Source organism: Erwinia sp. 2186 (assembly GCF_057812255.1).
Map to the genome: position 1 here is coordinate 2,634,567 of NZ_CM173824.1, position 15,667 is coordinate 2,650,233.

Sequence of the window (15,667 nt, forward strand, 5' to 3'; positions counted from 1 at the left end):
AGCAGGAGTCCAGCCATGATCGATCCGCTTGCCGAAGTCGTTACCCTTTTACAACCGGGTACGCCGTTCTCAAAAGTGGTCAGTGCGGCGGGAACCTGGGGGATACGGCGTTCCGTCTCGGGTGACCCCTTCTACTGCGTGATTCTTAAGGGCGCGTGCTGGCTGACAATGGATGGCAAAGCGCCGCTGCTATTACAGCAGGACGACTTTGTGCTGATCCCCGCGGCTGAGGGCTTCATCATGACCAGCCAGCAACGCATCGCAGCTGACGATTTTTGCCTGCCGGTGGCGTTGCAGCCCGGTCACTTCCGCTTAGGCGCGCAGAATGGTCCGCCCGAGGTGCAGACGCTGGTCGGCCATTGCGTTTTTGGTTCGCCCGATGCCAGCCTGTTGGTTTCCCTGCTTCCCGAATTGGTGCATATCCGTGGCGAAAAAAGGCTGGCGACGCTGCTGCAACTGGTCGGCGATGAATGCCGCGCCCAGCGTCCGGCAAGGGAGGTGGTTCTGGCGCGGCTGCTGGAAGTGATGCTGATCGAAGCGTTGCGATCCACTTCCGAAGCCGCTGCCTCGCCGGGCCTGTTGCGGGGAATGGCCGATGAACGCCTGGCCAGCGCCATTACCAAAATGCATGAGCAGCCGACCTTTCCCTGGACGGTTGCGCAGCTGGCAAAGGAAGCCGCCCTGTCCCGTTCGACGTTTTTTGAACGTTTCCGTCAGGCGGTAGGCGTGGCGCCGATGGCTTATTTACTGGGATGGCGGATGGCGATGGCCAAAAATCTGCTGTTGCGTAAACAGGGAGGGATTGCCGACGTGGCGGAACGCGTGGGCTATAACTCGGCCAGCGCGTTTAGCGTCGCCTTCACCCGCCATGTCGGGATCCCACCGACGCGCTATTCCGGCGAAGAACCCACGCCGCCTGAGGAAGCGTCGGCCTGGTAACAGACATAAAAAAACCGGGCATCATCACGATGTCCGGTTTCTTTTTACGGGAGGGCTAGCTTTCAGCTTCTTCGCGGGCGCGTGTTGCCTCGCAGCTGCCTTCCGGATCACGCCTGTCGCGCTCAAAAATTTCTCTTAACGCATCTGCGACCGTGCGCTTAGCCAGCACGTCCAGCGAAGCCTGTTCAGCTTCTCGCGCCAGTTCCTTGAAGAACCAACAGGTGTTGGCACTGACCAGACAGCGGGCAGGCACTTCAGGGCGCCCTGCCAGTAACGGCTTGTCTTCCAGCACAGACGTATAGATATCACATAAGGTGATCTCGTCTGCCGGTCGGCCAAGACGAATGGTCCCGGCCCGGCCTAGTGTGGAAACAATAATGCCATCGCGAGTCAGCGGCACCATCATCTTGCGGACAAAACTGGGATTGGCCTCAAGGCCCATCGCCAGAATTTTGCTGGTGCTGCGTTTACCTTCCCGCTCCGCCTGGGCCACACAGAGCACCATTTGTAAGGCTGTAGGAAAACGAATATCAAGCATGTTCAGATCCTTGCTTTTAGCTGTGCATCACCGTTTTTGCGGCGGTCTTAAAAAGCATTAAAAATCAGTCAACTAGTAAAAACAATACCTGTTTAATATAACAAATACTGTTGCACTTTAGAAGGTTCTGCCTAAGCGATTACTGCTATTCCCCTTATCATTATGATATTTAGGGGATTATGACTGAGCCGATCGTCGACCGGCTCGCTTTTTTAGCCGGACTTCTCACTAAGATAGCGATAAACCACCGACAAATCTTTCTCTCCATAGCCCGCGTCCACTGCATCCTGCCAGACATCCGAGATCAGGTTGAGGCCAGGCAGTTCACTGTTTTTGGCCGCCGCTAATGCCAGGTTAACGTCTTTTAGTGCCCATGTAAGATGCATTTGTGGGTCATAAGTTCCCTCTTTCATCATCTCCAGCTTACCTTTTACATAAGGTACCGCCAGCGGACCACCGTCCAGCACCGACCACAGGTCATCCGGCGTGAAGCCAAACTCTTTCGCCATCTGGGTACTTTCTGACAGGCCCTGCACCATCGAGATCAGCCAGGCATTCACCACCAGCTTCATTTTTGAAGCGGCACCCGCTTCGCCCAGCCATTTGGTGCCTTTTGAAATGGCGGCAAAAACCGGCTCAACCGCGGCAGCACGTTGACGATCGCCGCTGGCAAGCACCACAATTTGGGCATTTTCGGCCGGGGTTTTGGTGCCGGAAACTGGCGCGTCGAGAAACACCACATCAGGGCGCTGCTGCTGGAAGGTGGCAATCAGTTTTTCGGTCGATTCAACGCCAATGGTGCCCATTTGCACCACAATCGCGCCGTTTTTCATCGAGCCTTGCGCCTGAGCCAGCACCGATTCCGTGGTTTGTGCATCGGCCAGCATGGCGATCACCACATCGGCCTGTTCTACCGCCTGTTCTGGGCTGTCCGCCAGCTTCAGTCCTGCGCCCTGCAGATCTTCGCCGCGGGCTTTGGTACGGTTCCAGCCAGAGGTGGTAAAGCCATTTTTCACTAAATTAGCGGCGAAGGCGTGGCCCATCGCGCCTAATCCCAATACTGCAACAGTGGGACGTTGAGTCATTACTGAATTCCTTATGCTGAGAAACGGGAGCGACATTGCTGCCGCCTTCACTGACCAGGGTAGCGCAATGCGCGGGGGATTGCTTAACCTGAGAGGGGAATAATGCGCCCTGAATTGGTAAGAGGGTGTGAATTAGCGCGGCAATTATCCGCTAGCTGTCAGCGGTGATCTGGCTTAACGCCGCCGCGCTGTTTTCATCTTCCGGGATATAAACCAGCAGACGCTCACCGTTTCGTGGTGCGGAGAACCAGTTATTTTGCCGCAGGGTTAAGGCACCCACTTTAGGATGGAAGAAGCGTTTAACCTGATTTTCAATCGCGCGGATTTCATATCGTTCCCAGATATTGCGGAACTCGTCCGAGCAGGCCAGCAGACGATCGACCATCGATTTCCAGTGCGGATCTTCAAGGTTATCGCCCATTTGCGCGCGGAATCTTGCCACCATATTCGGCATCACCGTTTCCCAGTCCAGCATGGAGTCCCGCCAGGCCTGACTGGTAAATGCCAGCAAAATGCAGTTTCGGTCTTCCGGAGGAATGGCCTGTAAATCCAGATTGACCAACTTCTGCCACGCCTGGTTGTAGCCAATAATATCAAAGCGCGCCGACTGAATAACGGCGGGTAACGGATGCAGCGCATCGAGGGTGATTTGCCCATGCGCCGACACTTTCGCGCAGACCCGTGCCGCGGCCTGCACCGGATACTGATGACCGGCCAGCGAAAAAAGATGTTGAGTTTCCGCTTCGTTACACTGTAACGCCGAAGCAATCGCCGTCAGCGTTTTATTGGAGGCTTTGATCTCCCTTCCCTGTTCCAGCCAGGTATACCAGGTGACGCCGACGTCGGCCATCTGCGCGACTTCTTCCCGCCGCAGGCCCGGCGTACGGCGGTTTCGCATGCGCGGAAGCCCCAATCGGTTAGGATCCAGGCTTTCCCGACGGCGGCGCAGAAAGGCCCCCAATAACTGACGGTTATTTTCCGCAGCAGGAATAACGGTAATCTCAGGCATGTCGGGCTCTCCAGGGCATACGGGTAGCATTTATACCATGATAATCAAAAACTGGTACCCGTTTCACAGATCGCTGATGCTATGCCTCATTCTGATTGCTGACAAGGTTTTTACCTGATGAACAACGCCTCCGATTCTCCAACGCTGGGCCGCAGCGGCCTGCTGGTCTTACTGGCGGGGCAACTGCTGCCGATGATCGATTTCTCCATCGTTAACGTGGCGCTGGATGCCATGTCCACCACCCTGCACGCTTCGCCGATCCAGCTGGAGCTGATCGTTGCGGTGTATGGCATTGCCTTTGCCGTTAGCCTGGCAATGGGCGGCCGAATGGGAGACAACTATGGCCGCCGCCGGGTGTTTACGCTGGGCGTGGTGGTGTTCGGCATCGCTTCGCTGCTGTGTGGCCTGGCGGATTCCGTCTGGCTGTTGCTGGTTGCCCGTGCATTACAGGGTATTGGCGCGGCGATGGTGGTACCGCAGATCCTCGCTACGCTGCACGTCTGCCTGCACCGGGCGCGCCCATGCTCGCGCAATTGGCCTGTACGGCGGCATCGGCGGGCTGGCCTTTATTATCGGTCAGGTACTGGGCGGTTTCCTGATTGCCGCCAACCTTGGTGGCTATGGCTGGCGCAGCGTGTTCCTGATCAACATCCCGCTCTGTGTCCTGATCGTGCTGTTTGCCGCGAAAAGCATCCCTGAAACCAAAAAATCGCAGAAGGTCTCCATCGATTTGGCCGGCACGGTTCTCCTCGCCAGCGCCATTGGCTGCCTGCTGTTAGCGCTGGCGCTGGGGCCGTTGCTGCACTGGTCCTGGCCTTGCATCCTGCTGCTGGCCGCTTTCCCGGTCTTGCTGCACCGTTTATGGCGGGTGGAAGTGACGCTGGAACAGCAACAGGGGCATCCGCTGTTGCCACCCAGCCTGATGCGTCTGAACGGTGTGCGCTTCGGCCTGTCCATTGCGGTGCTGTTCTTCTCCTGCTGGAGCGGTTTTATGTTTGCCGTGGCGCTTACCCTGCAGTCCGGCCTGGGTATGACGCCTTTCCAGTCGGGGAACGCCTTTATTGCGTTGGGCGTGGCCTATTTTATTGGCTCGCTGTGCACCACCCGCATCGCTGAGAAGTTAAGCCGCATCGCCATGCTGCTGACCGGCTGTGGGATTCAAATGGCGGGATTGCTGGCATTGATGGCCACCTTTAAAACCGGCTGGCCTGACGTTGGCATTTATGCGCTGATCCCGGCAACCGCCTTAATTGGTTTTGGCCAGTCGTTTATCGTCAGCTGCTTCTATCGTATTGGCCTGTCTGATGTGCCGAAAGATCATGCCGGTGCGGGAAGTGCGATGCTGTCTACCGTGCAGCAGGCCGCGTTTGGCCTGGGACCGATGCTGTTAGGCACCGTTTACAGTCAGGTATTACAACAGCATGGCAGTTATCAGCAGGCGGTATTGCTGACGCTGGCCGCTGAATGGATTGTGATGCTGGTATTGGTGATCCGAGCGGTAGCGACACGCCGGAGTTTACTGGTCCAGCCTGGTTAAGGGCGGTAAGACGCTAAGCAGGTCCCCGGCAGCTGGCTGAATCGGTCGGACAGGGTGTTTCCCGCCGACAGCCAGCCGTTTTTTTACCTCGGCTAAGGCATTATTAAGACACATGAAGGCCGTTGCGGCCTTTTTATTGGCGAAGAGTCCGACAATTATACTGTTTTACAAAAAAGGGCACTTTTTCGGTGTCATCTGGCGGATAAATAAAACACAATACGCGCTTAATTTCTTAGATTCCGCCCGATGTGGAATTAACTTTCTATCAACAAGTCGTTAACTCCAATGCAATCTACTAATCCTGTTTCACGCAAAACAGCGTGGCTACGTGTCTTCATGTTAGCCATTGCCGCATTTATCTTTAATACCACCGAGTTTGCACCGGTCGGTCTGCTGTCTGACATTGCGGCCAGCTACAATATGAACACGGCACAGGTTGGGTTGATGCTGACCATTTATGCCTGGGTCGTTGCCCTGCTGTCACTGCCGATGATGTTGCTGACAAGAAATGTTGAGCGTCGCTTCCTGCTGATTGCCATTTTTACGCTGTTTATCGCCAGCCACGTGCTCTCGACCTTTGCCTGGAGTTTCAATATCCTGGTACTGTCGCGTATCGGCATTGCCCTGTCTCATGCCATTTTCTGGTCGATTACCGCGTCTCTGGCGATCCGCGTTGCGCCGGCGGGCAAAAAGACTCAGGCATTAAGTATGCTGGCAACCGGCACCGCGCTGGCGATGGTATTGGGCCTGCCGATTGGTCGCATGATTGGACAGTACCTCGGCTGGCGTATTACTTTCGGGGTGATTGGATTCGTCGCGCTGGTGACCATGCTGTGCCTGGCGAAATTATTGCCGAAGCTGCCAAGTGAGCACACTGGCTCACTGAAAAGCGTGCCGATGTTATTTAAGCGCCCTGCTCTGGTTTCGCTTTATTTACTGATTGCCATCGTCGTGACCGCGCATTATACCGCCTACAGCTATATCGAGCCGTTTATTCAAAGTGTGGCGGCGATGGGTGCCAACTTTACTACCTTCCTGCTGTTGATATTTGGTGCAGCCGGAATTGTCGGTAGCATTCTGTTCAGTACCCTCGGCAATAAATTTCCGGCGGCATTTTTACTGGGTGCCATAGCGCTAATTACCCTTTGCATGCTGACGCTGTATGTTTCGGCCACCCATACGTTGGCGATTTCCACGCTGTGTATTTTCTGGGGCATGGGAATAATGATTATCGGGCTGGCGGTGCAGGTTCGCGTGCTGGCGCTGGCACCGGATGCGACTGACGTCGCCATGTCGTTACTCTCGGGGATTTATAATATCGGGATTGGCGGCGGCGCGTTGCTGGGTAATCAGGTTAGCCTGCATCTGGATATGCAGAATATTGGTTACGCTGGCGGTACGATTGGCCTGCTAGCGCTGGCCTGGTGTGCGTGGAGCATGCGGCGTTATCCGCAGTTACGCATTAACGGCTAGCGGATATGAGCTTAAAAAAAACCACCTTTCAGGTGGTTTTTTGTTTTTCTCAGTCCAGATAAAACACCGACTTGAGCTCAGTACTCACCGGGCTGTTATCCGCGTTAGACGGCATCAGTTCACACATCGATTGCCACCAGCGCAGGCATACGTCGGTTTCTGCCACCGCATTCCAGCGCGCTTCTGATTCTATCTCCACCACGCCAAACAGCAGGTTGCGCTGCGCATCAAGAAAGATGCTGTAATGATGCGCGCCATGCTCCTTGAGGGTTTTCGCCAGTTCAGGCCAGATCGGGTTGTGCCGCTGCTGATACTCCTGATGCTTATCCGGATGAACCTGCATCACGAACGCTTTACGCAACATGAGGATGACGCGCCTCCAGTGCAGCCTGCCACGGCTTAACGTTAAAGCGTTCGCCCAGCGCAATCAGCTCTGCGGTGGTGATACTCTGCTTCATACCGCCCATCGACAGCACTTTCACCACCACTTCTGACGATTTCTCCGCGGTATCAATCAGACCAAAGGTCTCGTCAAGCGTCGGTCCTGCGCCAAAGATGCCGTGGAATGGCCACATCACCAGGCTGTGGGAGGCCATCTGTTCAGCGGTTTTTTCGCCGATGCCGTCAGTGCCAGGCACCATCCACGGCACGATGCCCACGCCATCGGGGAAGACCACCAGACACTCGGTACTGCCTTCCCATAACAGGCGGGTGAAACGGGCAGAATCCAGCTCAACCACATAACTTAGCGACATAAAGTGGGTGGCGTGACAGTGCATGATCACGCGGTCGGCACCGTTGGTGGCCTTGATGCGCACGCTGTGCGACTGGAAATGTGATGCCAGTTCAGACGTCGGAAGGCCGCCGTTGGTCAGCCCCCAATAAATGCTGTACGCGCGGCCATCTTCGCTGACCCGAAGCAGCACCAAGCTGTCGGCAGGATCCAGCTGCACATTGCGGAAGAACTTGCCCGATCCGGTCACCAGGAACCAGCAGTTTGCCAGTCCCGGAGCCGGTTGCGTCAGCTCAACGGTACGTGGCTCGCGATCGAAGTCCTGCGCAAAAGGCCTGACTTCTTCGTCCAGTAAACGCAGGCTGACGTTACCGCCGTTGCGCTCATCCCATCCTTTCAGCCACATATCGCTGGTGGCTTTGACCATGTCCCGCACAAACCAGGCATTGAGAATATTTTGCATGTTAGATCCTTAACGTTTGCTGAGAACGTGTTGTTCATAGTGGCGAACATCGCCTAACCAACCGGCACCGGCCGGCACATCGTGACGCAGGCAGTAGGCTTCCCACACGGCCTGCCACGGCAGAGATTTTTGCTCTTCATACAGCGCCATACGCGTGGTGTAGTCCCCTTCCAGCTCGAGCGTTTTCAGGGTGTCTACCGGCTCAAGCAGCGCACGCAGCAGCGCCTTTTTCGCGTTGCGGGTACCGATGACCCAGGCCGCAATACGGTTGATGGAGGCATCAAAGAAGTCCAGGCCGATATGCACTTTGTCGAACAGCTTCTGGCGGACGATTTCATTGGCAATGGCCTGAGTTTCATCATCCAGCGCCACCACATGGTCGCTATCCCAACGCACCGGGCGGCTCACATGCAGCAACAGACGCGGAACGTACAGCATGGCGGTGGAGATTTTGTCAGAGACCTGCTCGGTAGGATGGAAGTGACCGGCATCCAGGGTCAGCGCCGTCTGACGGCTGCTGGCATAGCCAAGGCAGAATTCATTGGAGCCCACGGTGTAGCTTTCCGCACCGATGCCGAACAGCTTGCTTTCCACCGCATCGTAATGATGTGCAGGGTCGAGCTTCTCGCTGATAATCTCATCCAGCGAGTTCATCAGTCGTTCGCGCGGGCCAAAACGATCGATGGTTTGATCCTTCATGCCGTCCGGAACCCAGATATTCATAATTGACGGCGTTCCCAGCTGTTCGCCAAAGGAGGCGGAAATTTTCCGGCTGGCCTTGCAGTGTTCAATCCAGAACTGGCGGATTTCCGGATTAGGGTGCGCCAGAGTAAAACCATCCTCACTGAGCGGATGCGAGAAACAGGTGGGGTTAAAGTCCAGACCGAGCTTATTTTTCTTCGCCCATTCAACCCACTTGCTGAAATGCGCGGGCTTGATGTCGATACGATCGACCGGGCTTTCGGCATCCAGATAAATAGCGTGCAGATTCAGACGCTTCGGTCCTGGGATCAACGCCATCGCCTGATCGAGGTCGGCACGCAGTTCGTTAGCCGTGGTGGCTTTGCCCGGATAATTCCCGGTGGCCTGGATACCGCCCGTTAGCGCGCCCTGCGGATTTTCAAAACCTTTGACATCGTCGCCCTGCCAGCAGTGCATGGAAACGGGTAGCTTATCCAGCTGGGCCATCGCAGCGTTGACGTCAATGCCAATTTCAGCGAAACGCTGTTTCGCCAGCTCAAACGCCTGTTCGATTGCTCGGGTCATATACATAGCTCCTTTGCCTTGTGTGTCAGTGACTGGAAACGCGGCCAACTGCGGCGATAGACGTCACTGGCGTGAGGGGTAAACGTTTTAAGAGAGAAGTTTTGTTTGATCAGCTGGCGCAGATGCGTGACGTCCTGAATATCACCACTGGCAATCAGCTGGCTGCCGATGTTGCCGAGCGTGGAGGCTTCAACTGGCCCGGCGATCACCGGGATACCGCAGGCATCCGCGCAAAGTTGGTTGAGTAACGGGTTCTGACAGCCTCCGCCGACAATATGCAGCCAGCTAAAAGCATGGCCCCGCAACGCCTCAAGTTCATGAAGGACCTGGCGATAAAACAGCGCCAGGCTGTCGAAAATACAGCGGGCAAGTGCCGGTGCGTCCGTTGGCGCAGGCATACCCTGTTCAACGCAGGCATCCTGAATTTCCCGCACCATATTCGTTGGGTTGATAAAGCGATCGTCGTTGGGGTTGATCAGCGACCGGCAGGCTGGCTGGCGTTCTGCTTCATCGATCAACGCACATAAATCCTCGATAGCCAGTTCGCTGCAAACACGCTGAAGCAACCACAGGCCCATAATATTTTTCAGCACCCGATAGCGGCCTTCCGCGCCGCCTTCGTTGGTGATATTCAGTGCCAGCGCGGCGTCACCGGTAAAGGGTTCGAGGCTTTCAAAGCCCATCAGCGACCAGGTGCCGGAGCTCATCCACGCGGCATTGGTTCCGGCGACGGGTGCTGCCAGCACGGCGCTGGCGGTATCGTGGGTGGCGACCGCAATCACCGGCACCTGCTGGCCATCGGCGCTGGTCCAGTTACCCAGTGGCGTCCCCGGCTGCGAAGGCGTGCCAAACCAGCTGGCCTTTGCACCGGTCCACGCCAATAACGTCTCGTCCCACTCTCCGCTATCAATGTTCAACAGCTGGGTGGTGGTGGCGTTGGTGTATTCCCAGTTCAGCTGGCCAGTTAAACGATAATGAAGGTAGTCCGGGATCATCAGCGCATGCTTAACCCGATCCAGCCATTCAGGCTTGGAGGCGGTCAGCGCGCGTAGCTGATACAGGGTGTTAAAAGGCAGGAACTGGATGCCGGTATGTTGATAGATCGCCTCACGGGATAACGCCTGACAGGCTTGCTGCATCACGCCCTGCGTACGGCCATCGCGGTAGGCCACCGGCAAACCGACCCTTTCGCCATCCTGGTCCAGCAGAACGTAGTCCACGCCCCAGGTATCGATCCCGATGCTGTCCGGCACGATGCCCTGTTCGACCAACGTGTTCAGTGCGCGGGTGATAAAGGTTTCCAGCGCATCCACATCCCAGCACTGCTGCTCATCCACGGTGACCAGACGGTTAACACAACGGGCCACTTCTTCCAGCTGAAGCTCACCCGTTTGGGCATCAAAACGGGCCAGCATCACGCGGCCGCTGGAGGCACCCAGGTCGATGGCAACACAATTTCGCAAGGTCATAGCATTGGCTTCCTTTCTGTTCGATAGCCACAGTCTAAAAGCCTGACGATCTGACACCTTCCCGTAACTGCCAGCCGCTGTCGGCCGCTGGCAATCTGGCAAAGGTGAACGTGAATCAGCTCACAGTTTTGTTTTTCAACTGCTTAGGGTGTCGATGTGACACGCCGCGCAAATCTGTTATTCCCTTGCACCATTCTTAGAAATACAGCTCGTTTGCGGCTAATTGCTGTCGAAAATTCAAGGTCAGCGCCCCGCGTCGGGCAGTAGACTTGCCCGATGACTGCTAAAGAGGAAAGATCATGACCGTATTACACAGCGTGGATTTTTTCCCGAGCGGCGGACTGCCGATAGCCATAGAACCGCGTGCCCCTCAGGGTGCGTTTCCCGAGCACCATCACGATGATTTCCATGAGATTGTGATTGTCGAGCAAGGTGCGGGCATCCATATCTTTAATGGCGAGCCGCGTCCTTTATGCGGTGGCTGCGTCTGCTTTGTGCGCAATCACGATCGCCATCTGTACGAAAATACCGACAAGCTGATCCTCACCAATGTGCTCTACCGCGGGCCGGAAGCCTTCCGCTTTGTCACCGGCTTTCAGCATCTTCTGCCGCAGGAATGCGAAGGCAACTACCCGTCCCACTGGCGCATTGGCAACAAGGTGCTGGCACAGGCGAAAGCGCTGATTGATGATTTGGGCAAGTCGCCCGATCGCGCCGACTGGGAAAATCAGGCGGAACAGGAGATGCGCTTTATGCAGCTGCTGGTGCTGTTGCGCCGTGGGTGCAGCGAATTGCCAGGAGACGATCAGGATGGCCGGATGCGCGGATTGCTTAACTGGCTGGCCGAGCATTTCAGTGAAGAAATTGACTGGGAAGCGCTGGCAACCCGCTTCTCACTGTCGCTACGCACCCTGCATCGCCAGTTAAAACAACAAACTGGCAGCACACCGCAACGTTATCTGAATCAACTACGTCTGTTGCAGGCGCGTCATTTGCTGCGGCACAGTGAAATGCGCATTACCGATATTGCTTATCAGTGTGGATTTGGTGACAGCAATCACTTTTCTACATTGTTTAAGCGCGAGTTTGGCACCTCTCCGCGTACCATCAGACAAAATGATCTGTGAGGTGAACCTTGACGCCAACCCTTCGCCTGGCGAAAGCCGACTATTTCCCTTCTGAGCTGATGCCTGTGGCGGTTGCTGACCGCGCGCCACAGCCCAGCTTCCCGCCACATATCCATGAATTCAGTGAGTTAGTGATCGTCTGGCGGGGCAACGGCCTGCATGTGATGAATGAAAAACCCTGGCTAATCACCTGCGGGGATTTGTTCTACCTGCGCCCCGATGACTGTCACAGCTTCCAATCGGTTAACGACCTGGTGCTGGACAACATTATCTACTGCCCGGAACGCTTCACGCTGGGACTGGATTGGAAAAACTTCCTGCCGGAAAATGATGGTTCCGCCTGGCGGCTGACCACCCGAGGGATGGCGCTGGCCCGTGGAGTCATTCAGCAGCTGAAGCAGGAGAGCCGGAAAAGCGACCAGCTCTCCAGGCAGCTAACCGAAACCTTATTCCTGCAGCTGGTGTTGACGTTACAACGTCACCGATATGCCGCGGACAGCGCCTGGCAATTACCGGAAGGTGAGCAGTTAGACCTGTTGATGTCCGCCATTCAGGGACAGATTGCCAGTAACTTTGACCTCAGCGCATTTTGCCAACAGCATCAGCTGTCAGAACGTGCATTGAAGCACTTGTTCCGCCAGCAAACCGGAATGACGCCTGGCCATTACATTCGCCAGCTGCAACTGTGCCGGGCGAAAGTGTTGCTGCGCAGCAGCGACTGTCTGATCGGTGAAGTGGCCGCCCGATGCGGCTTTGATGACAGTAATTATTTTTCGGTGGTGTTTACCCGCGAAACGGGCTTAACGCCCAGCGCCTTCAGGCAACAGTTTGAACATGGCAATCAACGTAAAACGCATTTTGCCCGACACGAAGGATAAAGGAAGGAAGGAAGGAAGGAAGGAACGGCCGGCACCACGTCCCTGTGGTGACGGTAACAACCTCGGGCATCCTGCCCACTCAGGCTTGCCTCAGGACATCATGCCCATTCCGACGATATTCGCTGCGAGGATAATCACCGCGCAGCCACCGCAAAGTACGCTGACCGGACGACGCCCTACATTTTTCCACTCCTTTAATACCAGCCCGACCAGACCACCACACAGAACGTAGAAGCTCATATGCAGCATCCAGCTGATAAAGTCATATTCCGCAGGAATGCGGGCATGGCCCCAGGCATAGAAGAAGAACTGCAGATACCACATGGTGCCGCCCAGCACGGAGAGCAGCACGTTGCTGATCAGCATGGATTTGGCCACCGAGAAATCTTTTCTGACCGAAAGATCGGATTTTGTTGCCAGACGAATAAAGCAGAAGCCGAGATTGACCAGCGCACCGCCGCCCATAATCACCACATAGCTCGGCAATGCGGTATACAGCGGGTCGATACCCAGGGCCGCCGCCGCATCATGCATCGGCTTGGCGGCGTTCATCGCGAAGGACATGCCGGCGGAGAAGATGCCGCAGATCACCGCCAGCACCAGCCCCTTTTTCAGGTTGAACTCTTCCGCCGTGATGCCCATCGCCCGCTCTTTTAATAAGCCCGCGCGTGAAACGATGGCCACACCAATCAGCGCAACCAGGACGCCCAGCAGCGTTAGCCTGCCCCCTGCGGAGCTGAACAGTTCGACGAAGCGGCCCTGCAGTAACGGCGTCATCAGCGTGCCGACCACCAGAGTGATACCGATGGCAATACCAATCCCCATCGACATGCCCAGATAGCGCATGGTCAAACCGTAGTTAATATTCCCTACGCCCCACATGGCGCCAAAGAGAAAGACAGGCAACAGCTGAGAGAGAGAAAAGCTGCTGTAGTACCCCCAGAAGTTTGGCAGCAATACGGCACTGACCGCCCAGGGTAAAACGATCCACGATGCGATACCGCCAACTGACCACATGGTTTCCCATGACCAATGACGGACTTTTTTGAACGGAGCATAGAAGCAGGCGGCGCTGGCCGCGCCCACCAGATGCCACAGGATGCCTGAAAGGATTGCTTGATTCATTATTATTTCCTTCGTAGGAGGGTGAGGTGCCCGGTATCCGCAGTCTACGAAGGATCGAACCGCGGGCACCTTAGGCTGACTGCCCGCTGTGGCAGAAACCTGGCAAAATTCAGCGCCTCCTGCTGACCGCGATCACAAATCCTGTTTCTGATGCCATTCCATGAAAATCCCCTTCCCACCTGATAATCCCCTCATTTTTAAGCGTAAATTGCTTTTTCACCGTCAGGCCCTGCGGTTCTTTTAGATTCTGCCACTCCTTACGACTGAATGGCAGTCAGGGAAAGGTCATCGCGCTTTTCCTGCGGCAGTATTTTATAACGCAACATTTCATTAACCTCACCATAAAATAGTGTTTACGGAGAATCTGCCATGACCGCACGCCAACATCGCCTTTATATCAATGGCCAGTTTGTAGAAAACCGCAGCGGACGCTGGATTGATGTGATTAACCCCGCGACGGAAGCATTGCTCTCTCAGGTGCCGGAAGGCAACCGTGAAGATGCCGACCGGGCGATAGATGCCGCAGAAGCGGCACAGCCCGCCTGGGAAGCCCTTCCTGCCGTGGAACGGGGCAACTGGCTGCGCAAAATTTCTGCCGGTATCCGTAGCCGGGAAGCAGAAATCACCGCCACCATTGTTGCCGAGGGCGGTAAAACCCAGCAACTGGCGCAAACGGAAGTGCTGTTTACCGCAGATTACCTCGACTATATGGCTGAGTGGGCCCGCCGTTATGAAGGCGAGATCGTACAAAGCGATCGGGTGAATGAAACCATCATGGTATTTAAAAAAGCGATTGGCGTTACCACCGGCATTTTGCCGTGGAACTTCCCCTTCTTCCTGATCGCGCGTAAAGCGGCCCCGGCCTTAATCACCGGTAACACCATCGTGATTAAGCCCAGCGAACTGACGCCGAATAACGCCATGCTGTTTGCCGACATTGTCGACCAGGTGGGTCTGCCTGCGGGCGTCTTTAACCTGGTAACCGGTTATGGTCCGGAAGTCGGCCAGGCGCTGGCCGCCAATCCCAAGGTCGGTATGGTCAGCCTGACGGGTAGCGTCAACGCTGGTATTGCCACTTTGCAGGCAGCGGCGCCGAATATCACTAAAGTTTCTCTTGAGTTGGGCGGAAAAGCGCCTGCAATAGTGATGAATGATGCAGACCTGGATTTGGCGGTAAAAGCCATTGTCAGCTCCAGAATGATCAATACCGGGCAGGTTTGTAACTGTGCTGAGCGGCTCTATGTGCAAAGGGAGGTTTATGACGAGGTTGTCGGGCGTCTGGCGACCGCTTTCGGCCAGGTGACCAGCGGCAATCCGGCAGAACGCAGCGACATCGATATGGGCCCGTTGATCTCCGCCGATGCCCTGACGCGGGTTGAACAAAAGGTCGCGCTGGCGGTTGAACAAGGCGCGACAATTGTCACCGGCGGGAAACGCAGTGGCCAGCGCGGCTATTTCTTCGAGCCGACGCTTTTGACCAACGTGTCTCAAAAAATGGCGATTATTCAGGAAGAAACTTTCGGCCCGGTGCTGCCGGTTATTCCCTTTAACACCCTTGAAGAGGCGATTGAAATGGCCAATGACAGCGAGTATGGCCTGACCTCCTCGATTTTCACCCGTGATTTGAACACCACAATGCAGGCACTCAAACAGCTGAAGCTTGGCGAGACCTATGTGAACCGCGAGAATTTTGAGGCGATGCAGGGGTTCCATGCCGGCTGGCGAAAATCAGGTATCGGCGGCGCCGACGGCCGCCACGGTCTGGAGGAGTACTTACAAACTCACGTGGCCTATCTGCAGTATCATTAATTCACATTGTGTTTCCAGTAATGAAGCAGCCGGCGGGGTTTTACCGGCTGCTTCCGGTCATATCAGTCCATGCCGCATTCATTCAGCCCCCTTATACCGGGCTCCAGGAATAGTCCCATAGTTAAGGGTCCTTAACTATTCATGATGACCGGTTGTGTTCCCCGGCATTTTGGCAGAAGTTGCTAATCATTTGTCGCCGTTAAATTCCCAGTATTA

General features: G+C 55.6%; 13 protein-coding genes and 1 pseudogene. 6 read left to right on the forward strand and 8 right to left on the reverse strand.

Annotation, left to right across the window (positions count from 1 at the left end):
* Nucleotides 1-15: 15 nt before the first annotated feature.
* On the forward strand, nt 16-939 hold the full coding sequence (locus ACXKZG_RS12150) for an AraC family transcriptional regulator (RefSeq protein ID WP_013202065.1): 924 nt from the start codon (nt 16-18) through the stop codon (nt 937-939).
* Nucleotides 940-994: 55 nt separating this feature from the next.
* Here the strand turns inward: ACXKZG_RS12150 and ACXKZG_RS12155 are convergent, their stop codons facing one another.
* The 3 genes from ACXKZG_RS12155 to ACXKZG_RS12165 all read right to left on the reverse strand — a co-directional run bounded on the left by ACXKZG_RS12155 (nt 995) and on the right by ACXKZG_RS12165 (nt 3,571).
* A complete protein-coding gene (locus ACXKZG_RS12155) occupies nt 995-1,477 on the reverse strand; it encodes an RrF2 family transcriptional regulator (protein WP_013202064.1) in 483 nt (160 codons plus the stop codon).
* 212 nt (nt 1,478-1,689) lie between these two features.
* On the reverse strand, nt 1,690-2,562 hold the full coding sequence (locus tag ACXKZG_RS12160) for an NAD(P)-dependent oxidoreductase (protein ID WP_013202063.1): 873 nt from the start codon (nt 2,560-2,562) through the stop codon (nt 1,690-1,692).
* Between the two features lie 151 nt (nt 2,563-2,713).
* The gene (locus ACXKZG_RS12165; protein WP_013202062.1) at nt 2,714-3,571 is read right to left on the reverse strand and encodes a helix-turn-helix transcriptional regulator; all 858 of its coding nucleotides are present in this window, start codon (nt 3,569-3,571) and stop codon (nt 2,714-2,716) included.
* A 117-nt stretch (nt 3,572-3,688) separates the two neighbouring features.
* Here ACXKZG_RS12165 and ACXKZG_RS12170 point away from each other — a divergent pair.
* Both ACXKZG_RS12170 and ACXKZG_RS12175 read left to right on the forward strand, forming a co-directional pair.
* Nucleotides 3,689-5,108: pseudogene (locus ACXKZG_RS12170) on the forward strand (MFS transporter).
* A 285-nt stretch (nt 5,109-5,393) separates the two neighbouring features.
* Nucleotides 5,394-6,581 (forward strand): sugar transporter, encoded by a 1,188-nt coding sequence (locus ACXKZG_RS12175; RefSeq protein ID WP_013202060.1) that lies wholly within the window; start codon nt 5,394-5,396, stop codon nt 6,579-6,581.
* 49 nt (nt 6,582-6,630) lie between these two features.
* On the opposite strand, the gene rhaM is transcribed toward ACXKZG_RS12175, so the two are convergent.
* From rhaM to rhaB, 4 genes are read right to left on the reverse strand one after another with little or no spacing between them, the layout of a single operon-like run.
* Nucleotides 6,631-6,945, reverse strand: a complete 315-nt coding sequence (gene rhaM, locus ACXKZG_RS12180; protein ID WP_488874922.1) for an L-rhamnose mutarotase — start codon at nt 6,943-6,945, stop codon at nt 6,631-6,633.
* The gene (gene rhaD / locus ACXKZG_RS12185) at nt 6,935-7,777 is read right to left on the reverse strand and encodes a rhamnulose-1-phosphate aldolase (RefSeq protein ID WP_013202058.1); all 843 of its coding nucleotides are present in this window, start codon (nt 7,775-7,777) and stop codon (nt 6,935-6,937) included. Before rhaD ends, rhaM begins: the two co-directional genes overlap by 11 nt.
* Before the next feature lie 9 nt (nt 7,778-7,786).
* On the reverse strand, nt 7,787-9,043 hold the full coding sequence (locus ACXKZG_RS12190; protein WP_488874923.1) for an L-rhamnose isomerase: 1,257 nt from the start codon (nt 9,041-9,043) through the stop codon (nt 7,787-7,789).
* Entirely contained in the window at nt 9,040-10,512 is a 1,473-nt protein-coding gene (gene rhaB, locus ACXKZG_RS12195; RefSeq protein ID WP_134824063.1) for a rhamnulokinase, read from the reverse strand. Before rhaB ends, ACXKZG_RS12190 begins: the two co-directional genes overlap by 4 nt.
* 299 nt (nt 10,513-10,811) lie before the next feature.
* Between rhaB and rhaS the strand changes: the two genes are divergently transcribed.
* Both rhaS and rhaR read left to right on the forward strand, forming a co-directional pair.
* A complete protein-coding gene (gene rhaS, locus ACXKZG_RS12200; RefSeq protein ID WP_013202055.1) occupies nt 10,812-11,639 on the forward strand; it encodes an HTH-type transcriptional activator RhaS in 828 nt (275 codons plus the stop codon).
* 59 nt (nt 11,640-11,698) lie between these two features.
* Nucleotides 11,699-12,517: an HTH-type transcriptional activator RhaR gene (rhaR, locus tag ACXKZG_RS12205; RefSeq protein ID WP_488876264.1), complete on the forward strand. Its 819-nt coding sequence runs from the start codon at nt 11,699-11,701 to the stop codon at nt 12,515-12,517.
* Nucleotides 12,518-12,607: 90 nt separating this feature from the next.
* Here rhaR and rhaT read toward each other — a convergent pair whose 3' ends face one another.
* Nucleotides 12,608-13,642 carry an L-rhamnose/proton symporter RhaT gene (rhaT, locus tag ACXKZG_RS12210; protein ID WP_013202053.1) on the reverse strand — a complete coding sequence of 345 codons (1,035 nt, stop codon included), beginning with the start codon at nt 13,640-13,642 and terminating at the stop codon, nt 12,608-12,610.
* A gap of 369 nt (nt 13,643-14,011) precedes the next feature.
* Between rhaT and aldA the strand changes: the two genes are divergently transcribed.
* The gene (aldA, locus tag ACXKZG_RS12215) at nt 14,012-15,451 is read left to right on the forward strand and encodes an aldehyde dehydrogenase (RefSeq protein WP_488874924.1); all 1,440 of its coding nucleotides are present in this window, start codon (nt 14,012-14,014) and stop codon (nt 15,449-15,451) included.
* The last annotated feature ends 216 nt before the right edge of the window (nt 15,452-15,667 follow it).